Genomic DNA, 23183 nt, shown 5'->3' with positions numbered 1-23183 from the left:
CGGCCCGTCGACAGGATATAGGACGGATGCGGAACCATCGCGTCTTCAAGATGACCGAGAACGGCGCTGGCAACGTCACGCGGAGCCTTTCCGCGCCACCGAGCCAGGTTGTGGTAGTCGAGATCGGCGTAACACGCACCGATCGCCGTCAGGTCGGCAATCGACCGCCATTTCCGGAACGCCGCCTGCGACACGTAGAGATCGGCCCTGTTGTCCTGCCGAAGCAGCCGTTCGGCCTCCTCGACCGCGCAGGGACCGGCATGGACGGTCCATTCCCGCCACGGCCTGTCACGATCACGGACGCGCTGCGCGAACGATACGACACCGTTGCGGATGCCGCCGTTGCGGCTGCTGTCGGGATGCAGGTTTTCGAGGTGCTGGCGAGGACCAAACGCGCCGTAGTCGAATCCGTCGAGCCAAATTTGTTGACGCTGATGGGTATGAAGGTCCGTCGTCCGGGCTGGCTGATTTGCCAGCCCCCGGCTCAACTGCCCGTTCTGTGGGGCTTTACAATGGCAACGCCGACGTTCAGCATTCTCGAACATACCTCAAAGACCGCCGGAGGGTTCCAGCCCGTTGATGGCGGTCTTTTCATGGTCATGCGTCGGCGCGCATGGGTCAAGCGCCGACGAGCGCGTCGGGCCGCCCACGACGAATCGATGAGTCGGGTTCTCTGATTTTCGATAGTTGACAGGGGGCTGGAAGGGCTATACCCATTCCTCTACCCGGATGTCGGCAAGATTTTATGTAAAATCAATGACTTGTTTATGGCGGAGAGGGTGGGATTCGAACCCACGATACGGTTGCCCGTATGCCGCATTTCGAGTGCGGTGCATTCGACCACTCTGCCACCTCTCCGCGGTCAGGTCGGCGCTCTTGAAGCGCGGGCTGTCTCTTAGCGGTGAAAAATCGGGTTGGCAAGGGACTTTATTGGAACTTTCAGCGCTTTCGTCTTGACAGGCCGGGCGCTCTCGCGTAATCGCCCACACCGGATAGGTATGGGCTGACCGTGCCTTCGCGTGCCCGGTTTCGGGCATGGGATTCAAAATGGCGGTGCCCGACGCGCCGTCTTCAACGCAACGACTGTCAAAAAGACGGCCGCCCCGCCTGCGGGCAAGGGTAGAGCCGGACATTGGACATGAAAGGACAAAAAATGTTCGCAGTCATCAAGACCGGCGGTAAGCAGTACCGCGTAAGCGCCGACGACGTGCTGACCATCGAAAAGCTGGAAGCCGAAGCCGGTGCGACCATCGAATTCAACGAGATCCTCGTCATCGGCGAAGGTGCCGATGCGAAGATCGGCGCTCCCTTCGTCGCCGGCGCCGTCGTGAAGGCCGAAGTGGTCGAGCACAACCGCGGCAAGAAGGTTCTGTCGTTCAAGAAGCGCCGCCGCCAGAATTCCAAGCGGATTCGCGGTCATCGTCAGCACCACACCGTCGTCCGCATCACGGCCATCTCGGCCTGATCGCAAGCGCAACAGGATTTAAAGGAGAACTCCAATGGCACATAAGAAAGCTGGCGGTTCCTCGCGCAACGGTCGCGATTCCGAGTCCAAGCGCCTTGGCGTGAAGAAGTTCGGCGGCGAAGCCGTCATTCCGGGCAACATCATTCTGCGTCAGCGCGGCACCAAGTGGCATCCGGGCGCCAATGTCGGCCTCGGCAAGGATCACACGATTTTCGCCCTTACGGCCGGCAACGTGTCCTTCGCCCGCAAGGCGAACGGCCGCGTGTTCGTGTCCGTGATGCCGAAAACGGCAGAAGCAGCGGAATAAAGCCGGTAGCGCTCTAAAACAGCCGGCGTCGCATCGACCCGGCTGAAGCGCATCCGCAGGTTCAGCACAGAAAACAGGGGAGATGGGGCGCCACCCTTCTCCCCTTTTTCTTTACCCTCAACCAAGGAGGACTGAACCATGCAAGGCGAACTTTTGAGGGAGAGCCAATCCCGGCCTCCCGAAGAACGGCAAAAGCCCGAGAGCGGCGGAAGATACTGCCCTGTCCTGTTGTCGCGGAGACTGGTTCTGCGCGCACCCCACGAAGACGACATCGACGCCCTTGCCCATCTCGCCAATAATGCCGCCATCGCCACGATGGTGTCGCGCATGCCGCATCCCTACACGGCAGCGGACGCCGCCGATTTCGTGCGACGTACGAAGGAAGGCGGGATCGGCAAATGCGTCTATGCGATTACCCTCGCGGACAACGGCGCATTCCTCGGCTGCTGCGGCCTCGAACCGGGCGACGAGAACGGCAGGACGCTGGAAATCGGCTACTGGCTGGGCGAACCCTACTGGAACGAGGGTTATACGACCGAAGCGGCCCATGCGCTGGTCGACATGGCCTTCCGCGCCCGCGACATCGACCAGATCGATGCGCGCTGCCGGGTCATGAACGTCGCCTCGCGGCGCGTCATCCAGAAGTGCGGCTTCCAGTTCCAGGGTTCGGGCATGGTTCCCTCGCTGGCGCTGGGCGGCATGGTCCCGGTCGAATGGTACCGGCTGGACCGCAAGACCTGGCTTTCGCTGAGAAGCTGGGGCGACACTCACTGAACGGGCATGCTCCGGCGGCTTTCGGGCCGCCGGAGCGGCCATCGGGCGGCCATTGCGGCCGGCCCGTTTCACGATAACCTTTGACCTGCGCGGCCGGCCTCTGTATCGAGAACGGCGAAGACAGCGGTCCATACGAAAACACGAGCGGCTTAGACATGAAATTTCTCGATGAAGCGAAGGTCTACATCCGGTCCGGGGATGGCGGCGCGGGCGCCGTGTCCTTCCGCCGCGAGAAATTCATCGAGTTCGGCGGCCCGGACGGCGGCGACGGCGGACGCGGCGGCGACGTGTGGGTGGAGGCGGTGAACGGCCTCAACACGCTGATCGACTTCCGCTACCAGCAGCATTTCAAGGGGCAGATCGGGACCCACGGCATGGGCCGCAACCGGACCGGGGCGAACGGCGCCCCCGTGACGCTGAAGGTGCCGGTCGGCACGCAGGTCTTCGAGGAAGACAACGAGACGCTGATCTGCGACCTGACCGCGGAAGGCCAGAAGTTCCGCATCGCCAAGGGCGGCAATGGCGGCTTCGGCAACGCCCATTTCAAAAGCTCCACCAACCAGGCGCCGGACTGGGCCAATCCCGGCCTGCCCGGCGAGGAGAAGACGATCTGGCTGCGGCTGAAGCTGATCGCCGATGCCGGCCTGGTCGGCCTGCCGAATGCCGGCAAGTCCACCTTCCTCGCCACCTGCACGCGGGCGCGGCCGAAGATCGCCAACTATCCCTTCACGACGCTGCATCCGAACCTCGGCGTCGCGACCGTCGACGGGCGCGAATTCGTGCTGGCCGACATTCCCGGCCTGATCGAGGGCGCCCATGAGGGCGTCGGCATCGGCGACCGCTTCCTCGGCCATGTCGAGCGCACCCGCGTCCTGCTGCACCTCGTCTCCGCGCAGGAGGAGGAGGTCGGCAAGGCCTACAGAACCGTGGCGCACGAGCTGGAAGCCTATGGTGCGGGCCTGACCGAAAAGCCGGAGATCGTCGCGCTGTCGCAGATCGACGTGCTCGACGAAAAGGACGTGAAGAAGAAGGCGAAGGAACTGGAAAAGGCCTGCGGCAAGCCGGTCTTCCTGATTTCCGCCGCCACCAACAAGGGCATGACCGAAGTGCTGCGGGCGCTCCGCGACATCATCGTCGAAACGGCCCCACCGGAAAGGGAACCGCCGCCGCCAGCCGGCGACGACGACTTTTCCGACCGTGGGGATTATGACGATGACAACCGCAAATGAGATCCTGAAACCCTTCGACCATTGCCGGCGCGTGGTCGTCAAGATCGGCTCGGCGCTGCTGGTGGACCGCAAGGCCGGCCTGCGCACGGAATGGCTGGATTCGGTCTGTGCCGATATCGCCGCGCTGCGCCGGCGCGGCGTCGAGGTCCTCGTCGTGTCCTCCGGCGCGATCGCGCTCGGCCGCTCCGTGCTGAAACTGCCCGCCGGTGCGCTGAAGCTGGAGGAAAGCCAGGCATCGGCCGCCGTCGGCCAGATCGAGCTGGCCCGCGCCTGGTCCGAAAGCCTGCACCGCGACGGCATCGTCGCCGGCCAGATCCTGCTGACCTTCGGCGACACGGAGGAGCGCCGCCGCTATCTCAACGCCCGCGCCACGCTCAGGCAGCTTCTGAAGCTCAAGGCCGTGCCGATCATCAACGAGAACGACACGGTGGCGACCAACGAGATCCGCTACGGCGACAACGACCGGCTGGCCGCCCGCGTCGCCACCATGATCGGCGCCGACCTGCTGGTGCTCCTGTCGGATATCGACGGGCTCTACACCGCCCCGCCGCATCTCGATCCGGAAGCGCTGTTCCTGCCGGTCATCGCGGACATCACCCCGGAGATCGAGGCGATGGCCGGCGGCGCGGCCTCCGAGCTTTCGCGCGGCGGCATGCGCACCAAGGTGGAGGCCGGCAAGATCGCCACCGCCGCCGGCTGCGCCATGATCATCGCCTCGGGCAAGGTGCCCAATCCGCTGCAATCCATCGAGGCCGGCGCCCGCTTCTCGAAATTCGAGGCATCGCCGAACCCGGTCAACGCCCGCAAGACATGGATCGCCGGCCAGCTTCATCCGGCCGGCGAACTGCATGTCGACGAGGGCGCCGAAGACGCGCTCCACTCCGGCAAGAGCCTGCTGCCGGCCGGCGTGAAACGCATCGAAGGCCATTTCAGCCGGGGCGACACGGTGGCCGTCGTCAGCCTCGCCGGCCACGAGATCGCCCGCGGCCTCGCCGGTTACGACGACAGCGACGCCCGCCTGATCGCGGGCCGCAAGTCCGGCGAAATCGAAAAGATCCTCGGCTATGCCGGGCGCGCCGCGATGGTGCATCGCGACGATCTGGTGCTGACCCATGCCGGCAACACGAAGAAGGGAAGGAAGAAGGCCAATGTCTGACACCGTGACCGCCGCCGATATCGATAGCCTGATGCTCGGCATCGGCCGCCGCGCACGCGCCGCCGCCCGCCCGCTCGCCTTTGCCGACACCGCCGCCAAGGACAAGGCGCTGCGCCTCATGGCCGATGCCATCGACGCGAGCCGTGAGGAGATTCTCGCCGCCAACGCGCGCGATCTCGAACGCGCCCGGGAGAACGGCCTGTCCGGCGCCTTCCTCGACCGGCTGACGCTGAACGACGCCCGCATCGCCGGCATTTCGCAAGGCATCCGCGAGATTGCCGCGCTGGCCGACCCCGTGGGAGAGACCATTGCCGCCTGGGAGCGCCCGAACGGGCTGAAGATCGAGCGCGTGCGCACGCCGCTCGGCGTGATCGGCGTGATCTACGAAAGCCGCCCCAACGTGACGGCGGATGCCGGCGCGCTGTGCCTGAAGGCCGGCAATGCCGTGATCCTGCGCGGCGGCTCGGATTCCCTGCATTCGTCGCGCGCCATCCATGCCTGCCTCGTCGAGGGCCTGAAGGCCGCCGGGCTGCCGCAAGACGCCATCCAGCTCGTGCCGGTTTCCGATCGCGCCGCCGTCGGCGCGATGCTGACCGGTCTCGACGGCGCCATCGACGTGATCGTGCCGCGCGGCGGCAAGAGCCTCGTCGGGCGCGTTCAGGCCGAAGCCCGCGTGCCGGTCTTCGCCCATCTGGAAGGCCTTTGCCACGTCTATGTCGATGCTTCCGCCGATCTCGACATGGCGAAGAAGATCGTCGTCAATGCCAAGATGCGCCGCACCGGCGTCTGCGGATCGGCGGAAACGCTGCTGGTCGACAGCGCCGCCATCGGCACGCATCTGATACCGCTGCTCGAAGCACTGACGCAGGCCGGCTGCGAAATCCGCGCCTCGGCCGCCGTGCTGAAGGTGCATCCCGGCTTCAGGCCGGCCACGGAAGAGGACTGGCGCACGGAATATCTCGACGCGATCATCTCGGTCGCCATCGTCGACGGCATTTCCGGCGCCATCGATCATATCGCCCGCTATTCGTCGCACCATACCGAAGCGGTGATCGCCGAAGACCCGGCGGTCGTCGAACGTTTCTTCAACGAGGTCGATTCCGCCATCCTGCTCCACAACGCCTCGACGCAATTCGCCGATGGCGGCGAATTCGGCATGGGCGCGGAAATCGGCATCGCCACCGGCAAGATGCACGCCCGCGGCCCGGTGGGCGTGGAACAGCTCACCTCCTTCAATTACCGTGTGCATGGCACCGGCCAGATCCGGCCCTGACCTCCATGACGGAGACGATCGCGCGACGCCACCTGATCATGCCGCCCACGGCGCGCGGCATGATCGTCGGCCTGTTCGGCGGTTCCTTCAACCCGCCGCATGCCGGCCACGCGCTGGTGGCGGAGATCGCGCTGCGCCGGCTCAATCTCGACCAGCTCTGGTGGATGGTGACGCCCGGCAATCCGCTGAAAGACAGGGGAAACCTCGCCCCCCTGTCCGAACGGATGCGGCTCAGCGAGCGGCTGGTTCACGATCCGGCGGTGAAGGTGACGGCCTTCGAGAAGACGCTGGGCACCAGCTACACGGCGAAGACGCTGGCCTTCGTGAAGGCGCGCAATCCGCACGTCCACTTCATCTGGATCATGGGCGCGGACAATCTGAAGGGCTTTCACCGCTGGCAGAACTGGCGTGCGATCGCCGAGACCTTCCCCATCGCCGTCATCGACCGGCCCGGCTCCACCCTCTCCTACCTCTCCTCGAAAATGGCGCGGACCTACGGCCATGCCCGGATCGACGAGGACGATGCCGGCAGCCTGTGGAAGCATCGCGCGCCGGCCTGGACCTTCATTCACGGACCGCGCTCGGCATTGAGCTCGACGGCGCTGCGCGCCGAACGCGGCGGCGGCTGACGCGCCTTGGAGTCTGTCCGGTTCCATTCTGAATCAGACAGACTCCAGGGTTCTTGTTTTCGTTTGTCTTTTCGGGAAAACCGGTTCCCGCTTTTCCCCGACAAACTCTAGCGCCGCCCGGCCAGATCGAGCGGCTGGACGACGAGCCGACCCTCCGCCTCAGCGAAAAAGCCCGTGACGCCGTAGATCGACCGCAGGTTTTCCGGCGTCAGGACCGCCGCTGGCAGGCCGTCGGCCACGATCCGCCCCGCGCTCAGAAGAACGAGCCGCGTACACCAGCGCCCGGCCAGGCCGAGATCGTGCATCGAGGCGATGACGCCCCGCCCCTCGCCGGCGAGATCGCGGAAGAGCCGCATCAGCGCAATCTGATGGGCCGGATCGAGACCGGCGGCAGGCTCGTCGGCCAGAAACAGCGGCGTTTCCTGCGCCAGCGCCCGGGCGATCAGCACGCGCGCCTTTTCGCCGCCCGAAAGGGCCGTCGCCGGACGGTCCGCGAAACGCGCCACGTCCATGCGCTCCATCGCGCTCAGCACGGCCTGACGGTCGCGGGCCGAGAATCCTGCGAAGCCGGAACGGTGCGGCGTGCGTCCGAGCCCGACCAGCGTTTCGACCGGCACCGGCCAGGCGATCTCATGCTCCTGCGGCACATAGGCGATCTCGCGCGCCCGTTGCGAAGCGCTCAGCGCGGCAAGCGCCCTGCCCCGGAACGATGCCGTGCCGCCGGCCGGCAGCAGGCCGGCGATGGCGCGCAGGAGCGTGGACTTTCCCGCCCCGTTCGGCCCGATCAGGCCGACGAACTCGCCGGCGGCGACGTCGAGGGACAGGCCCCGCACGACCGGCGCGCCGCCGAGGCTGACGGAAAGACCGGCCAGTGAAAGCAGGGCGGGCGAAAGCGGGGCGGAGGTGCTCAAAGCGGGTCCCTCCGGCTTTTCCAGACGAGCCACAGGAAGAAGGGCGCGCCGACGATGGCGGTCAGCACGCCGAGCTTCAGGTCGCGGCCCGGCGCCGCGAAACGCACCAGGATATCGGCGGCGAGGATCATGCTCGCCCCGCCGAGCGCACTGGCCGGCAGGAGCCGCGACGGCAGCGAGCCGGTGAGCGGGCGCAAAAGATGCGGCACGACGAGGCCGACGAAGCCGATGGCGCCGGCCACCGCCGTCGCCGCCCCGACCGACAGCGCCGTGCCGAAGATCGCCAGCCGGCGCGTGCGGTTCAGGTCGATGCCCATGCTGGCGGCGGCATCGGCGCCGAGCGTCAGGGCATCGAGCGCCCGCCCGAGACTGAAAAGCATGATCCAGCCGGCGAGGATGAACGGCGCGGCGAGCCAGACATGGGTCATAGACCGGTCCGTGAGCGAGCCGAGCATCCAGAACATGATTTCCAGCGCGGCGAACGGGTTGGGCGACAGATTGAGCGCCAGAGACGTCATGGCCGCGGCGAAGCTTGACACCGCCACCCCGGCGAGGATGACGGTGAGCACGCCGCCCGAGCCGGCGAGTGCCTGGACGATGAAGACGGCCGCCAGCCCGCCGGCCAGCGCCGCCAGCGGCAGGCCCAGCGGAAAGGCGGCCGCAAGGCCGGTATAGATCGCCAGCACCGCGCCGAGCGAGGCGGAGGCGGACACGCCGATCAGCCCCGGCTCCGCCAGCGGATTGCGCAGGAAGCCTTGCAGCGCCGCGCCCGAAAGCCCGAGCGTGGCGCCCGTCAGCAGGCCGAGGATCGCGCGCGGCAGGCGGATTTCCTGCATGATGAGGACGAGCGGCCCGCCATCGCCGGAAAAGAGCGCGGCGATGCTGTCGCCGAAGGCGATGGCCGCAGGGCCGAGCGTCAGCGACAGGACGAACAGCGCCGCCGTGAGAAGCCCGAGGCCCGCCAGAAGCAGGGAATAGCCGCGCCCGCCGCTCATCGCCGCACATGGTCCTGCCCCGCGGCAGCGCGCAGCATGCGCACGGCGGCAAGGGTGAATGGACCGCCGCACACGGTATTGCGCACGGGCATGGCAACCTCGCCGCTATGCTCGATCAGCGCGCGGAAGGCGGGGTGGCTGAAATTCTCCTGTGCCAGCGCCGGCGGCTCGTAATCGCGATCCCCGGCCACGACGACGTCCGGCATGGCCATCACCAGCGCTTCGAGCGGGATCGACGCCGTGCCGCGGATGCCGAGCCGGGCGGCGAGGTTTTCGAGGCCCGCCGCCTCGATGACCGCGTGCGCCAGCGTTCCGGCGCCGGACGTGTAGCTGTTGGCGTAATAGAGCGCGGCCAGCTTGCCCGAGCGCGGCAGCCGGCTCGTCCGTTCCAGCTCCGCGTCGATCCGCCGGCTGAGTTCCTCGGCCCGCGCCTCGCGCCCGAGCAGCGTGCCCATCCGCCGAATGCTGGCCTTGACATCCTCGAAGGAGGTGTCCGGCACGAACTGCTCGACGCGGATGTCCAGCCCGCGCAGCAGGCCGACCGTGGCGCGGGCCGTATAGGTCCCGGCCAGAACGAGATCGGGCTTCAGGAGAAAGATTTCCTCCGCCTGCCCGTGATTGACCGGGAAGGCGGATGCTTCCCGCGTCATCGCTGAACTGTGCGGGTCGCGCGCGATCGCCGAGACGGACAGGAGCTGCCCCTTATCCGCGATCAGCATGGCGAGCTGGTCGGTGCAAAGATTGATGGACACGACGCGGGCCGGCGCCGCGCCCGCCCGCGCCGGCAGGGCGGCAATCGACAGGGCGCAGGAAAGGGTGGCGGCCAATGCCGCGCCCTTCCCGAATTTTCGCGTCCTGCCTGTCATGCCGCTTCCTTGATCATTGTTTTACGCAATTCCGGACGGAAAAACGTTGCGCACTTTTCCTGGAATTGCTCGTTAGAATTGCCTCGTGAAGCTCAGCGTAACCGTGCGGCCCGGCGCACGGTAGCCGGATTGGGTCGAATAGTCCCTGTCGAGCAGGTTTTCCGCCGCCAGCTTCAGCCTCGACCGGTCGTCGACGCTGTAGGACGCGGCCACGTCGAAGGTGACGTAGGAGGAAAGCCGCGCCGTATTCGCCGCATCGGCATAGGCCCCCGAACCGTAGAGCCCGTTCACGTCGATGGACAGGGCCTCCGTCGCCGCGAAGGAGACGCCGGCATTGGCCTTGAAGCGCTCGCGATGGGCGATGTACTTCCCCGTTCCCTCGTCGCGCGGATCGCGCCAGTCGATGCCGCCGGTGAGCGTCAGCCGGTCGTTGAGCGCGTGGCTGCCGCTGATTTCCAGACCGCTGATGCGGGCATCGGTGATGTTGTAGGGCCGCCAGATGAAGCCGGACGGATCGGACGGGTCCGGCGCCCAGGCTATGCCGTCCTTCAGCCAGGTGCGGTAGAGCGAGACGTCGAGGCGCGTGTCGAGGCCCGGCGTCCAGCTCAGCCCGGCCTCGACCGTGCGCGAGCGTTCGGGATCGAGATCCGGATTGCCGGAGAACGGATAATAGAGGTCGTTGAAGGTCGGCGCGCGGAAGCCGGTGCCCCAGGATGCCCGCACCGCCAGATCCGGCGTCACGTCGTAGGCCGCGCCGAGATTGTACGTCACCGCATCGCCGAACTGCTCATTGTAGTCGTAGCGCAATCCGCTGTCGAAATGCCAGGAGCCGATTGCCAGCGAATACTGGCCGAACACGCCTGAAAGGTCGCGTTCCGTTTCATCGTAGGCGCCGGCATTGGTGGTGATGCCCTCGCGATAGAACTCGCCGCCCAGCAGGACGAAATGCTCGAAGGCGCCCGTCTGCATGCTCCTGCCGGTGTTGACCAGAAGGCCCGTGCGGCGGGTGATGTAGTCTTCGGTGCCGGAGACGCCGTTGCGGAAGTTCTCGGCCCTGTCGAAGCCCTGCGAAACCTCGAGCGTGGTCGACCAGTCCGCGTCGTGGTCGATGCGAACGCCCGCCTTGCCGAAGAAGGCGGTCGTGTCGGCCTCGTTGCCGCCCCAGGAGGCGTCGAACTGGTTGCGGCCGCGCGAGAACAGGCCGTCGGCATAGATCTTGCCCCAGTCGAACGCCCGGGCGATGGCGAAATTCATCGCGCCGCGAATGAAGCCGTCATCGTCCGGCTCCAGCCCCGACAGCGTGAAATCGTAACCGCGCGTGCCGAGCAGGCTGGCGCCGAGCGCGACGCTCAGCCCGTCCTTCTCGCCGCGGACATCGGCCGCCGTAAACCCGCCCCACGGATGCGAGACGCCGGCCGTGACGCTGCCGCAGAGCGCCCTGCCCTGCGGACAGGAGCCCCCCTGCCGGGTGATGATGTTGACGATGCCGCCGATGGCGTCCGCCCCGTAGGCCGAGGAATGCGGCCCCTTGGCGATTTCGATGCGCTCGATGGATTCCAGCGGGATATTGGCCCAGGCCGTGGTTCCGCCGGTCGCCGAGGCGGTGCGCACGCCGTTGACCAGAACCAGCGTCTGCGTGTTGGACATGCCGCGAAGCTGGACGCTGGAGGACGAGCCCAGCCCGCCATAGGAATTGACCGAAACCCCGGCATAGGATCGGAGCAACTGCGCGACGTCGCGGGTGGGCGCCTTCTCGATCGCGTCCCGCCCGATGACCGTGACCGCGCTGGTCGCGCCGGCCAGCGTGGATTCGCGGCGCAGCGGCGTCGTGACGACGATGGTCGAAAGCGTCGTCTCGTCCGGCGCGCCGCTCTCCTGCGCGGCGGCGGGCGCCGACGCTACGGCGACGGCAAGGCCGGTGGTGAAAAGAAATACCCTCAATGCGGTCCCTCCTGAACGGCGCGCCATACGCGCCCGGTGACGGTTTTCACCGCTGGAGGCCTTCGAACGCAGGAGGGAAAGACCCAACCCGGCTGACACGCCAGCGGCAACGCTTCGTTGTCACCGCGACGGACGTCCGCGCCGGAATGCGCCCCGCATCCTGGCATGGGTGACTGGAACCGGCAGGTCTCCTGACTTCCGTGTCGTCGCCGCATCTTCCGCCTTCCCGAGAGACTGTGCTCCCAGTGGCATGATGGAATCGGGCTCAACGGTTACAGTTGCGGGGGCAGCTACGGATTCGGTTTCCCTCACCGTATTCCCTTTTCATCCGCCTTGCGGGCGGAACCAGCTCCAGAGACTTCGTTAACCCCGCGTTCCCCGCGCGTCAACCGTCCGAAAGCCGGCAGGCGCCCGTGCAGGCCTCGCGGTTCCGGTCAGGTCAGGGCCTGCTCGCGCGTCTCGACGCCGATGAAAAGCGCGATGACGGCGCTGGCCGCCAGAAAGCAGGCGAACAGGGCGATCGCCAGCGACAGGTTCTGGGCGGCGACCAGCGAGAAGACGGACGGGGCGAGCAGCCCTCCGAGCCGCGCCACCGCGCCCGCCGCGCCCATGCCGGTGGCCCGGGCCGTCGTCGGGTAAAGCTCGGGCGTATAGGCATAGAGCGCGCCCCAGCTTCCCAGCAATGCGAAGCTCATCAGCATGATGGAGGCAGCCAGCAGAACGGGCGTCGCCGTGGTGAGGATGAAGAGAAGGCAGCCGAGGGCGCTCGCGGCCAGAAAACCCGCAAGCGTGGGGCGCCGGCCCCATTTTTCCACGCCGTAGGCGGCAAGCACGTAGCCCGGGACCTGCGCCAGCGCCACGAGGACGAGGAAGCCGTAGCCGCGCACGAAGCCGAAGCCCTCGCCGGTGGCGAGCCGGGCCGGCAGCCAGGTGAAGATGCCGTAATAGGAGACGGACACCAGGAACCAGATCGTCAGCATCGTGGCGGTGCGCCGGCGCAGCGGGCCGGAAAAGATGCTGATCCGCGGCGCCGGCTCGGGCAGGACCAGTTTCTCGTAGGGGCGCAGCGGCTGGCGGCCATTGTCGGCGAGGATCTCGTCTACGACCGCCCGCGCCTCCTCGACGCGGCCGGTCTTGAGCAGGAACATCGGCGATTCGGGAACGAGGAAGCGCAGGCCGAGACCGAAGATCGCCGGCAGGGCCGTCGCCGCGAAAATGAACCGCCAGCCGTCCTCGACCACGGCGATGCTGACCGCCCAGGCGGCCAGCGCGACCGCGACCGTGCCGACGGACCAGAACCCTTCGAGCGCCACCAGCCAGCGGCCGCGGTTCTTCGCCGGCAGGAACTCGGCCATCATCGCGTAATCGACCGGCAACGTGCCGCCCACGGCCATGCCGGTCAGGAACCGCAGCGCAAGGAGCGAGATGAAATCGGGCGCGAAGACGGAGGCCAGACCGAAGACCGCATCGCTCGACACGGTGAGGATGAGGATGCGCCGGCGCCCGAAGCGGTCGGCCAGGCGGCCGAACAGGGCCGCCCCGATCAGCATGCCGAGGAAGAACAGCGTTCCGGTCTGCAACGCCTCCGGCACCGACAGGCCGAAGGTCACGGCGATCAGCGGCGCGGTGAAGCCGACGGCCAGAACCTGCATCGCATCCGCCGCCCAGACGAAGCCGAAAATTCCGATCAGCCGGCGCTGGAACATGCCAGCGCCCGCCCGGTCGAGCGCCTTCTCGATCGTCAGCCCCATGATGATGCTCCCCCCAATGCGACGACCGGACTGTGCCCGCTTGTAGCGTCAGGCCGCAAGTCCCTTTTTCGCCAGCATGGCATCGGGGCTGGGCAGCTTGCCGCGGAAGGCGCGATAGGCGTCCTCGGGATCGATCGAGCCGCCGGACGAATAGATGTGCTCCTTCAGCTTTGCCGCCAGCCTGGCATTGAAGGGATCGCCGGTTTCCTCGAAGGCGGCGAAGGCGTCGGCATCCAGCACTTCCGACCACATGTAGGAATAATAGCCGGCTGCATAACCGCCGTTGAAGATGTGCGAGAAATGCGGCGCGGCATGGCGCATGACGATGGATTTCGGCAGGCCGATCTCCTTCAGCACCTCTGCCTGCCTGGCCAGCGGATCGGCCACCGGACCGCCGCTGTGGAAGGCCATGTCGACCAGCGCACTAGCCGTGAACTCCACCGTGGAGAAGCCGGAATTGAAGGTGCGGGCCGCCAGAACCTTGTCGAGCAGCGCCTGCGGGATCGGCTCCCCGGTCTCGACATGGACGGCATAGGTCTTCAGGATCTGCGGCACCGTCAGCCAATGCTCGTAGAGTTGCGAGGGAAGCTCCACGAAATCGCGCGAGACACTGGTGCCGGCGACCGACGGATAGGTGACGTTGGAGAGCATGCCGTGCAACGCATGGCCGAATTCGTGGAACAGCGTGCGCGCATCGTCCAGCGAAAGCAGCGCCGGCTTGCCTTCGGCCGGCCTGGCGAAGTTGCAGACATTGTAGATGATCGGCATTTCGCCGACGGCACCGTTCTTCAGCGGCAGGCGGTGCTGCGACTGGAACGAACTCATCCACGCGCCGGAGCGCTTGCTGGAGCGGGCGAAATAATCGCCGAGGAACAGCGCGAACAGCCGGCCGTCGCGGTCGCGCATCTCATAGACGCGCACGTCCGGGTGATAGGCCGGCGCCTCGACCTGCGTCGCCGTGATGCCGAACAGCCGCTGCGCGACGTCGAAGCAGGCGGCGATGATCTTTTCGAGCTGGAGATAGGGCTTCAGCTCGGCTTCGGAGAAATCGAACCTGCGGGCGCGCAGCTTCTCGGCATAGTAACGCCAGTCCCACGGCATGACCTCGTGATTGCGGCCCTCCTCGGCGATCAGGCCAGCAAGCTCGGCCTCCTCCTCCTTCGCCCGGGCGACGGCCTTGACCCAGACCTGCTTCAGCAACGCGTCCACATGGGCGGGGGTCTTGGCCATCGTGTCGTCGAGCTTGTAGTCGGCGAACGTCCCGTAGCCGAGCAACGAGGCCAGTTCGGCGCGCAGCGACAGCGTTTCCCGCATGATCTCGCGATTGTCCGTCTCGCCGCCCGAAAGCCCGCGCGCCACCCATGCCCTGAAGGCCTGTTCGCGCAGGTCGCGCCGGGTCGAGAACGTCAGGAACGGCTCGATGATCGAGCGCGACAGCGTCACGGCATATCGGCCCTCCGCACCGCGGTCGCGCGCGGCGGCGGCCATCGCATCCCTGAGGAAATCCGGAAGCCCGTCGAGTTCCTCCGCCGTGGAAAGGAGAAGCGACCAGTTCTTCTCGTCGGCCAGAACGTTCTGGCCGAAGGTGGCCGAAAGCGTCGCGAGCCGTTCGTTGATCGCCGCCAGCCGCTCCTGCTCCGGCTTCGGCAACCGGGCGCCGGACCGCACGAAGGCCTTCCAGTGACGTTCGAGAACCCGCGTTTCCTCCAGCGTCAGGCCCAGATCGTCGCGCCGGTTCCACAGCGCGTCGACACGGGCGAACAGCGCCGCATTCTGGCTGATCTTCGAATAGTGACGCGACAGTTTCGGCGCGATCTCGCGCTCCAGCGCCTGGATCGTATCGTTGGAATGGGCGCCGGACCGGTTCCAGAACAGGGCCGACACGCGGGACAGGTCGTCGCCCGCGATCTCCAGCGCCGCGATCGTGTTGGCGAAGTCGGGGGCGGCCGGATTGCCGGCGATCTCATCGATCTCCGCCTCGTGCGCCTTCAGCGCCGCATCGAAGGCCGGCGCGAAATCCGTATCGGACACGAGATCGAATCGCGGCAGCCCGTCGAGCCCGTTCCAGTCGAAAATGGCGGGATTGACGGTGGAGGGTGCGGTCATGAGCGACTCCCTTGCTGGTTTCTGGATTGTGGCACCCTCTATAGGCGAGATGCGCCGGCATGGGTATCCGCAATCTGTTCAACCCTGCCTTGCCGGCGGCCGGCTCAGGCCCGCCGCCAGCCCAAGAGGCCCGGCACGGAATGCCAGAGCGCCTGGACCGCGAACCCCATGAACAGCAGGCCCGAGCATTTGACGATGACCGTCTCGTGGCGGCGATAGAAGCGCCGGACGAACCCCGCGCCGATGACGCCGATCAGGATCATGTCGGCGACCAGGAAGCCGAGGAACGAAACCGCCAGCAGGACCGGCAGGGTTGAGAATTCCAGCGACTGGGCCGATCCCGCGATCAATGCGGTGAAGGTGGCGAGCGCCACCGGATAGCCCTTCGGATTGGTGAGCCCGAAGATCAGCCCGCGCCGGAAGGGGCGCTCCACCGCCAGCATCGAGCGGCCGTCTGCCTGCGGCCTGGCGCTGAACGCCCTCCAGCCGATCCAGGCGAGATAGAGGCCGCACAGAAGGCCGAGCACGTCGAACAGGGCCGTGCCGAGCGTCTTCGCGCCGATGATCGCCACCAAGGCCATCGTCGACCAGACGAGATCGCCGACCAGATGGCCGCCCATGAACCAGGCGCCGGCCTGGCGGCCCTGCCCGGCGCCGATGCCGAGAAGAGCCAGAAAGGCGGGGCCGGGAATGAGCACGTAGAAGAGCGCGGCAAGGAAGGCGCCGGTCAGGAGGGCTTGCGGCATGGGAGGCTCCGGGAACGTGGTTCGTCGAATCACTATCGCGCGTCGCGAGGCGGACGTCGAGGACGGCAAAGGCCGATTCGGTTCGCTCCGAAGCCTCCTTTTGCCGGGCGGACGCCTTCCGAGGCCGCCGCCGGCCCCGGCCGGTGCGAACCGGGTCCGTTCCAGCCGTCCGGGCCGGCGATTTTGCACGCGATTTGTCTCATTTCGACACGGGATCGCGCGAATTCGGCCCTCGGGGCAGATTCTTTTCCCGCCGCGCTGGACAAGCCGCTTACCTCCCGCATATAGTAACTTTATCATTGGTTTACGTGGGGATTCGGGCGACCGCACAAGCGGCCGGGAGGTCTTATTTGTTATTGCAGGGGCAAGATGGAGCGACAAGGCCGGGAGGACGTCCCGCGCGCCTGTATTCGCTCGCCGTCGCCTTTGCCTGCCTCCTGATTTTCTTCTCCGCCCAGTCCGGCCATTCCGCCCAGCGGATTTCAAGCGGGCTTTCCCTCTCCCCGCCGGTCGACGACCTCGATCACGCGCCTGCGGAAACCGCGTCGCTCGCCCCGGAATGCCGCAAGGCCCAGGTGGCGATTAAAGCGCAGGCCACCCGAATGCCCGTTGCCGGCGACGTCCTCCTGCCGCAGGAAGCCCGTGTCGGGGCGCCGCAACCGCGCGCCGCCGCGTCATGGCCGCCCCGCCCGGCGGTCTCCGCCCATTTCAGGTTCACGGTGCTGGCCGCCCGCGGACCTCCGGCCTGACAGGAACCATTGATGCAGCCCGCCGCCGTCGCAGGCGGGCGCCAGGCGACTTGCCGCTGCCTTCGCAAGCCGGAGCCTTCCCCGGTCCGGCCGGGCGAAACAGGATATCCGGTTCGGCAAACCCCGCCATCATGCCTCATTGCGGGCGCATTTTCCGTGCCCGAATCCGACTCAGTCCGAACTGAAAGCGATCCGCACCCCCATGACCGGAGTCTTCCTCCTTCTCCTGCTGTTCCTGCCCTTCGCCGGCAGTCTCGTGACATCCTTCCTGCCGAGACAGGGAAAGCATGTCCTGCCGGCCTGGCTCGCCGGCTCGGTGGCCTCGGCGGGCCTCCTGATCACGGCGGGTCTCTTCCCCTTCGTCAGCGACGGGCAGGCGGTGCGTTTCACCGTGGCCTGGCTTCCGGAACTCGGCCTCAACTTCGCGCTGCGGATGGACGGCTTCGCCTGGCTGTTCTCGCTGATCATCACGCTGATCGGCGTGCTGGTCGTGGTCTATGCGCGCTATTACATGTCCCCCGAAGACCCCATTCCGCGCTTCTTCTCGCTGCTGCTCGCCTTCATGGGCGCCATGCTCGGCATCGTGCTGTCCGGCAACCTCATCCTCCTGTCGATCTTCTGGGAGCTGACCAGCCTCTTCTCCTTCCTGCTGATCGGCTACTGGCATCATAACGCCGCCGCCCGCGACGGGGCGCGCATGGCGCTGACCGTCACCGGCATCGGCGGCTTCTGCCTGCTCGCCGGCCTGCTCGTCATCGGCCATATCGTCGGCTCCTACGATCTCGACACGGTGCTTGCCTCCGGCGACCTGATCCGCGGCCACGACCTCTATCTGCCGGCGCTCGTGCTGATCCTGATCGGCGCGCTGACGAAGAGCGCCCAGTTCCCGTTCCATTTCTGGCTGCCGAACGCGATGGCCGCGCCGACGCCGGTTTCGGCCTACCTGCACTCCGCCACGATGGTGAAGGCCGGCGTCTTCCTGCTCGCCCGCCTCTGGCCCGCCCTTTCCGGCACCTACGAATGGTTCTGGCTGCTCGGCTTCTGCGGCGTCACCACGCTGCTGATCGGCGCCTATTTCGCCATGTTCCAGCAGGACCTGAAGGGACTGCTCGCCTATTCGACCATCAGCCATCTCGGCCTCATCGCCACGCTCTTGAGCCTCGGAAGCCCGCTCGCCGCGGTCGCCGCCGTGTTCCACATGATGAACCATGCGACCTTCAAGGCCTCGCTGTTCATGGCGGCCGGCATCATCGACCACGAGACAGGCACCCGCGACATGCGGCAATTATCCGGCCTGTTCCGCTTCCTGCCGATCACGGCGACGCTGGCGATGGTGGCGAGTGCCGCGATGGCCGGGGTGCCGCTGCTCAACGGCTTCATATCGAAGGAAATGTTCTTCGCCGAAACCGTCGAGACCCATGCGGATTCGATCCTCGACCGCGCCCTGCCCTATGTGGCGACGCTCGCCGGCGCCTTCGCCGTCACCTATTCGCTGCGCTTCATCCATACGGTCTTCTTCGGCCCGCCGCCGGCGAACCTGCCCAAGCCCAAGCCGCACGAGCCGCCGCACTGGATGCGCTTTCCGATGGAGTTCCTGGTCTTCGCCTGCCTCGTGGTCGGCATCATTCCCAGCCTTTCCGTCGGCCCGCTGCTGCACACCGGCGTCGTCGGCATGCTCGGAGATCAGACGCCCGTCTATTCGCTCTCCGTCTGGCACGGCATCAACACGCCGCTGATCATGAGCCTGGTGGCGCTTGCCGCCGGCATCCTCCTCTACATCGTCATGCAGAAATACCTGGCCCGCTGCGACGACGGCCCGCCGCTCTTCCGCCACCTGCGCGGCCAGCGCATCTTCGAGCGCGTGCTGGTCGCCGTCTCATGGAAATGGGCCCGCTGGATGGAGAACCGCTTCGGCACCCGCCAGCTTCAGCCGCAGCTGCGCATCCTCACCGCCATCGGCTTCACCGCCGGTTTCCTGCCGCTCTATTTCTCGGACTATGCGCCGGGCCTGCCCTCGCTCGCCAGCGTCGATCCCGTCTTCGCGGCGTTCTGGGCCGTCGGCATGTTCTCCGCGCTCGGGGCCGCCTATCAGGCCAAATATCACCGGCTGGCGGCACTCGTGCTGCTCGGCGGCGCCGGCCTCGTCACCTGCCTGACCTTCGTCTGGCTGTCGGCGCCAGACCTTGCGATCACCCAGCTTCTCGTCGAGATCGTGACCACGGTCCTGATCCTGCTCGGCCTGCGCTGGCTGCCGATCCGCCGCGAGGAGGTCGACAATGCCGCGACCTTCTCCGCCCGCCTGCGCCGCTTCCGCGACTTCGCGCTGGCGGTCGCCTGCGGCACAGGCATGGCGATCGTCGCCTATTCGGTCATGACCATGCCGGTTCCGGACACCATCGCCAACTACTTCCTCGAAAAGGCCTACGCGGAAGGTGGCGGGCGCAACGTCGTCAATGTCATCCTCGTCGACTTCCGCGGCTTCGACACGATGGGCGAGATCGCCGTCCTCGGCATCGTGGCGCTGACCGTCTTCGCGCTGCTGCGCCGCTTCCGCCCGGCGCCCGACTCCATCCTCAAGCCGGAACAGCAGCGTATCCAGAACGCCTTCGACGATGCCCGCCCGAACCGCGACATCGGCGATACCGCCCGCGACTACATGCTGGTGGCGGCGGTCATCATGCAATGGCTGTTCCCGGTCGTCATCGTGCTCGCCGTCTATCTGTTCATGCGCGGCCACGACATGCCGGGCGGCGGCTTCTCTGCCGGCATCACGATGGCCATCGCCTTCCTGCTGCAATATCTGGCGGGCGGCACGCGCTGGGCGGAAGACCGCATCCGCATCCTGCCGCTGCGCTGGATGGGCGCGGGGCTGCTGACGGCGGCGGCCACCGGCGCCGGCGCCTGGGCCTTCGGCTATCCCTTCCTCACCTCGCACTCGCGCTACCTGGAACTGCCGATCGTCGGCAAGGTCCCGGCGGCGACGGCGCTGCTGTTCGACCTCGGCGTGTTCACGCTGGTCGTCGGCGCGACGGTGCTCATTCTCATCGCCATCGCCCACCAGTCGATCCGCACCTACCGGGTCACCAAGGTGGATAGCCCGGCCGCTCCGGAGGAAAGCTGATGGAACTCATTCTTTCGATCGGCATCGGCGTCATGACCGGCTCGGGCGTCTGGCTCATCCTGCGGCCGCGCACCTATCAGGTCATCATCGGCCTCTCGCTCCTGTCCTATGCGGTGAACCTGTTCATCTTCGGGGTCGGCGGGCTGAAGGTCAACGCGCCGCCGCTGCTCGGCACCGGCGCCGACACCTCCGCCCTCGCCGACCCCGTACCCCAAGCACTGGTGCTGACCGCCATCGTGATCGGCTTCGCCACCACAGCCCTGTTTCTCGTCGTGCTGCTCGCCTCCCGCGGCCTGACCGGCACCGACCATGTCGACGGCAAGGAGAAGCCGAAATGAGCGGCCTCGCCCACCACCTCATCATCGCGCCGGTTCTCGTGCCCCTGGCGGCCGCGGCCATCATGCTGTTCATCGAGGACCGCAACCGCACCGCGAAGGCGATGATCAGCCTCGGCTCGACCGTCGTCATGCTGACGGTCGCGCTCCTCCTGTTGCGCATGGCCCACGACATGGACAGTTCGGCCGGCAATGCCGGCGGCGTCTACCTGCTCGGCAACTGGCCGGCGCCCTTTGGCATCGTTCTCGTGCTCGACAAGCTGTCGGCCATGATGCTGATGCTGACGGCGACGCTGTCCATTCCGGCGCTGGCCTTCTCGCTCGCCCGCTGGCACAATGCCGGCGCGCATTTCCACACGCTGTTCCAGCTCATGCTGATGGGCCTGAACGGCGCGTTCCTGACCGGCGACCTGTTCAATCTCTTCGTCTTCTTCGAAGTGATGCTGGCGGCCTCCTACGGCCTGCTCCTGCATGGCTCCGGCCAGCAACGCGTCAAGGCCGGCCTCCATTACCTCGTCATCAACCTGGCCTCCGCACTGCTCTTCCTGATCGGCGTCAGCCTCGTCTACGGAACGGCCGGCACGCTGAACATGGCCGATCTCGCGCTGAGGCTTCCCGATCTCGCGCCCGACCGGCGCGTCTTCCTGGAGGCGGGCCTTGCCGTTCTCGGCGTCGTCTTCCTGATCAAGGCCGGCACCTGGCCGCTGAACTTCTGGCTGCCGACCGCCTACAGCGCCGCCTCCGCCCCCGTCGCCGGCATCTTCGCCATCCTGTCGAAGCTTGGCATCTACATCCTGCTGCGGCTCGTCATGCTGACCTCCGGCGACGACGGCACGCTCCTGACCGACGTCGCGCGCTTCGTCCTCATGGCGGCCGGAATGGCGACCGTGACCTTCGGCGCGATCGGCGTCCTCGCCTCGCAGGCGCTCGGGCGGCTTGCCGGATATTCCGTTCTCGTCTCGTCGGGAACGCTGCTTCTGGTGATCGGCTTCGGCGGCGCCGACGCGGCGGCCGGAGCCCTGTTCTACCTCATCAGCTCGACGCTCACCATCGCCGCCTTCTTCCTGCTGATCGAGCTAATCGAGCGCGGTCAGGATGCCGGTGCCTCGGTTCTCGCCGTCAGCATGGAGGTCTATGGCGACGTCGACGAGGACGACAGCGACGACGAGATCGGCGTGATCATGCCGGGCACGATGGCGGTTCTCGCCGTCTGCTTCTCGGCCTGCGCCATCCTGCTGTCGGGACTGCCGCCGCTGTCCGGCTTCGTCGCCAAGTTCACCATCCTCACCGGCATGATCGGCGCCGGCGGCGGTGTCATCGGCGCCGCGGCCTGGCTGTCGGCGGGCCTGATCATCGTCTCAGGCCTCTGCGCGCTGATCGCCATGACCCGCTCCGGCATCCGCACCTTCTGGGCCTCCATCGAGGGCACGGTGCCGCGCGTTCTGGTGATCGAGGTCGCGCCCGTGCTGATGCTACTGACGCTGACGCTGGCGCTGACCGTCGGCGCCGGGCCGGTGATGCGCTACATGGAACAGACCGCGGCGGCCCTTTCCGAGCCGCGCAACTACATCAACGCCGTCTTCGAAGCGCGGCGTGTCGGACAGGAGGCCACACGCCCATGACGCTCTTGCCTTACCCGCTCCTGTGGTTCTCGCTGACCGTGATGTGGCTGCTGCTGAACAGCCTGACGCCCGGCCACGTCCTGCTCGGCGCGACCGTCGCGCTGGTCGCCTGCTGGGGCATGGCCTCGCTCAGGCCGGCCAAGCCGAAGCTGAAGGGCTGGTATCGCCTGCCACGCTTCTTCCTGATCGTCCTCTACGATATCGTGCGTTCGAACATCGCCGTCGTCTCGATCATCCTGTTCGGCAAGAAGAGGGGCCATCGCTCCGCCTTCATGACCGTGAAGCTCGATCTGAAGGACCCGACCGCGCTTTCGCTGCTGGCCGTGGTGCTGACCGCCACCCCCGGCTCCGCCTGGGTGGAATACGAATCGCGCGAGAACATACTGCTCCTCCACGTCCTCGACCTGATCGACGAGGAGGAGTGGCGCGACCTGATCAAGAACCGTTACGAAAAGCTGCTTCTGGAGATTTTCACATGAGCGCCGCCATCATCTACTGGTCCGTGATCGCCGCCCAGGCGATGCTCGCCGTTGCAATGGCGATGGCCGTCTACCGCATGTTCCGTGGCCCGCGCGCCCAGGAGCGCGTGCTCGGCCTCGATACGCTCTATGTCAACGCCATGCTGCTTCTCCTGACCTTCGGGATCGAAACCGGCCGCACGGTCTATTTCGAGGCGGCGCTGGTGATCAGCCTGCTCGGCTTCGTCGCCACCGTCTCCCTCGCCAAGTTCCTCATGCGCGGGGAGGTGATCGAATGATGAGCAATGCCGACCTGCCGGTCTGGGCCGCCGTCGCGGTCGCCTTCTTCCTCCTTCTCGGCGCGAGCCTCGCGCTGATCGGGACCTACGGCTTCATGCGGATGCAGAATTTCTACGAACGCCTGCATGCCCCGACTCTGGGCACAAGCTGGGGCACGGGCGGCATCGTCATGGCCTCGATGATCTACTTCACCGTCAGCGGCGAGCGGCTGGTGATCCACGAACTGCTCGTCGGCCTGTTCATCACGCTGACGACGCCCGTGACGCTGATGCTGCTGGCGCGGGCCGCCCTTCACCGCGACCGCGCCGAGCGCAACCCCGACGTGCCGGTCGCATCGATCCCCTTTCCCGATGACGAAGCCGAGGCCGAGGCCGAAAAGAAAGAATGAGGCGGAGAGCCTTTCCCTTGAAATGAGCCCTGTTTGATGCCACCTTTTTCATATCCGCTGC

At 66.7% G+C, this 23183-nt stretch carries 22 protein-coding genes, 1 tRNA gene and 1 riboswitch; of the genes, 15 read left to right on the top strand and 8 right to left on the bottom strand.

Features of this window, described 5'->3' with window-relative positions; genetic code table 11:
• The first annotated feature begins 26 nt into the window (after positions 1-26).
• Positions 27-677, top strand: a complete 651-nt coding sequence (locus tag NOF55_RS20880; RefSeq protein WP_306413056.1) for a hypothetical protein — start codon at positions 27-29, stop codon at positions 675-677.
• A 91-nt stretch (positions 678-768) separates the two neighbouring features.
• On the opposite strand, the gene NOF55_RS20875 is transcribed toward NOF55_RS20880, so the two are convergent.
• Positions 769-858 (bottom strand) — tRNA-Ser (locus tag NOF55_RS20875).
• Between the two features lie 295 nt (positions 859-1153).
• Here NOF55_RS20875 and rplU point away from each other — a divergent pair.
• The 7 genes from rplU (at position 1154) to NOF55_RS20840 (ending at position 6833) form a co-directional block, all read left to right on the top strand.
• On the top strand, positions 1154-1465 hold the full coding sequence (gene rplU / locus NOF55_RS20870) for a 50S ribosomal protein L21 (RefSeq protein WP_306413055.1): 312 nt from the start codon (positions 1154-1156) through the stop codon (positions 1463-1465).
• 34 nt (positions 1466-1499) lie between these two features.
• Positions 1500-1772 (top strand): 50S ribosomal protein L27, encoded by a 273-nt coding sequence (rpmA, locus tag NOF55_RS20865; protein ID WP_306413054.1) that lies wholly within the window; start codon positions 1500-1502, stop codon positions 1770-1772.
• A gap of 138 nt (positions 1773-1910) precedes the next feature.
• Positions 1911-2546, top strand: coding sequence for a GNAT family N-acetyltransferase (locus NOF55_RS20860; protein ID WP_306413053.1), 636 nt, complete (start codon positions 1911-1913; stop codon positions 2544-2546).
• Between the two features lie 155 nt (positions 2547-2701).
• On the top strand, positions 2702-3775 hold the full coding sequence (gene obgE / locus NOF55_RS20855; protein WP_306413052.1) for a GTPase ObgE: 1074 nt from the start codon (positions 2702-2704) through the stop codon (positions 3773-3775).
• A complete protein-coding gene (gene proB, locus NOF55_RS20850) occupies positions 3759-4931 on the top strand; it encodes a glutamate 5-kinase (protein ID WP_306413051.1) in 1173 nt (390 codons plus the stop codon). The genes obgE and proB overlap by 17 nt, the downstream gene beginning before the upstream one ends.
• Entirely contained in the window at positions 4924-6204 is a 1281-nt protein-coding gene (locus tag NOF55_RS20845) for a glutamate-5-semialdehyde dehydrogenase (RefSeq protein WP_306413050.1), read from the top strand. Before proB ends, NOF55_RS20845 begins: the two co-directional genes overlap by 8 nt.
• Positions 6205-6209: 5 nt before the next feature.
• Positions 6210-6833, top strand: coding sequence for a nicotinate-nucleotide adenylyltransferase (locus tag NOF55_RS20840; RefSeq protein ID WP_306413049.1), 624 nt, complete (start codon positions 6210-6212; stop codon positions 6831-6833).
• A 107-nt stretch (positions 6834-6940) separates the two neighbouring features.
• On the opposite strand, the gene NOF55_RS20835 is transcribed toward NOF55_RS20840, so the two are convergent.
• The 7 genes from NOF55_RS20835 to NOF55_RS20805 form a co-directional block, all read right to left on the bottom strand.
• Complete coding sequence (locus tag NOF55_RS20835) at positions 6941-7744, bottom strand: ABC transporter ATP-binding protein (RefSeq protein ID WP_306413048.1); 804 nt, start codon at positions 7742-7744, stop codon at positions 6941-6943.
• Positions 7741-8739 (bottom strand): FecCD family ABC transporter permease, encoded by a 999-nt coding sequence (locus NOF55_RS20830; protein ID WP_306413047.1) that lies wholly within the window; start codon positions 8737-8739, stop codon positions 7741-7743. The genes NOF55_RS20835 and NOF55_RS20830 overlap by 4 nt, the downstream gene beginning before the upstream one ends.
• A complete protein-coding gene (locus NOF55_RS20825; RefSeq protein ID WP_306413046.1) occupies positions 8736-9605 on the bottom strand; it encodes an ABC transporter substrate-binding protein in 870 nt (289 codons plus the stop codon). Before NOF55_RS20825 ends, NOF55_RS20830 begins: the two co-directional genes overlap by 4 nt.
• A 72-nt stretch (positions 9606-9677) precedes the next feature.
• Positions 9678-11573, bottom strand: coding sequence for a TonB-dependent receptor plug domain-containing protein (locus NOF55_RS20820; protein ID WP_370869019.1), 1896 nt, complete (start codon positions 11571-11573; stop codon positions 9678-9680).
• A gap of 137 nt (positions 11574-11710) precedes the next feature.
• A riboswitch (cobalamin riboswitch) is annotated at positions 11711-11911 on the bottom strand.
• A 69-nt stretch (positions 11912-11980) separates the two neighbouring features.
• Positions 11981-13297, bottom strand: a complete 1317-nt coding sequence (locus tag NOF55_RS20815; protein WP_306413044.1) for an MFS transporter — start codon at positions 13295-13297, stop codon at positions 11981-11983.
• Positions 13298-13345: 48 nt separating this feature from the next.
• On the bottom strand, positions 13346-15403 hold the full coding sequence (locus NOF55_RS20810; protein WP_306413043.1) for a M3 family metallopeptidase: 2058 nt from the start codon (positions 15401-15403) through the stop codon (positions 13346-13348).
• A 104-nt stretch (positions 15404-15507) separates the two neighbouring features.
• Entirely contained in the window at positions 15508-16149 is a 642-nt protein-coding gene (locus NOF55_RS20805) for a LysE family translocator (RefSeq protein WP_306413042.1), read from the bottom strand.
• Between the two features lie 356 nt (positions 16150-16505).
• Here NOF55_RS20805 and NOF55_RS20800 point away from each other — a divergent pair, with 356 nt between their 5' ends.
• The 7 genes from NOF55_RS20800 (at position 16506) to mnhG (ending at position 23122) form a co-directional block, all read left to right on the top strand.
• A complete protein-coding gene (locus NOF55_RS20800) occupies positions 16506-16898 on the top strand; it encodes a hypothetical protein (protein ID WP_306413041.1) in 393 nt (130 codons plus the stop codon).
• Positions 16899-17100: 202 nt separating this feature from the next.
• A complete protein-coding gene (locus tag NOF55_RS20795) occupies positions 17101-20019 on the top strand; it encodes a monovalent cation/H+ antiporter subunit A (RefSeq protein ID WP_306413040.1) in 2919 nt (972 codons plus the stop codon).
• Positions 20019-20357, top strand: coding sequence for a Na+/H+ antiporter subunit C (locus NOF55_RS20790; protein WP_306413039.1), 339 nt, complete (start codon positions 20019-20021; stop codon positions 20355-20357). The genes NOF55_RS20795 and NOF55_RS20790 overlap by 1 nt, the downstream gene beginning before the upstream one ends.
• Complete coding sequence (locus tag NOF55_RS20785) at positions 20354-21976, top strand: monovalent cation/H+ antiporter subunit D (protein WP_306413038.1); 1623 nt, start codon at positions 20354-20356, stop codon at positions 21974-21976. The genes NOF55_RS20790 and NOF55_RS20785 overlap by 4 nt, the downstream gene beginning before the upstream one ends.
• Entirely contained in the window at positions 21973-22455 is a 483-nt protein-coding gene (locus NOF55_RS20780; protein ID WP_306413037.1) for a Na+/H+ antiporter subunit E, read from the top strand. The genes NOF55_RS20785 and NOF55_RS20780 overlap by 4 nt, the downstream gene beginning before the upstream one ends.
• Positions 22452-22733, top strand: a complete 282-nt coding sequence (locus NOF55_RS20775) for a K+/H+ antiporter subunit F (RefSeq protein WP_306413036.1) — start codon at positions 22452-22454, stop codon at positions 22731-22733. The genes NOF55_RS20780 and NOF55_RS20775 overlap by 4 nt, the downstream gene beginning before the upstream one ends.
• Positions 22733-23122, top strand: a complete 390-nt coding sequence (gene mnhG, locus NOF55_RS20770) for a monovalent cation/H(+) antiporter subunit G (protein ID WP_370869027.1) — start codon at positions 22733-22735, stop codon at positions 23120-23122. The genes NOF55_RS20775 and mnhG overlap by 1 nt, the downstream gene beginning before the upstream one ends.
• Positions 23123-23183 lie beyond the last annotated feature (61 nt).

Origin of the sequence: Ectorhizobium quercum, from assembly GCF_026552795.1 — a bacterium.
Taxonomy (GTDB): domain Bacteria; phylum Pseudomonadota; class Alphaproteobacteria; order Rhizobiales; family Rhizobiaceae; genus Ectorhizobium; species Ectorhizobium quercum.
The sequence above is the reverse complement of the archived record's forward strand: the minus strand, read 5'-3'. Positions and strand labels throughout refer to the sequence as shown.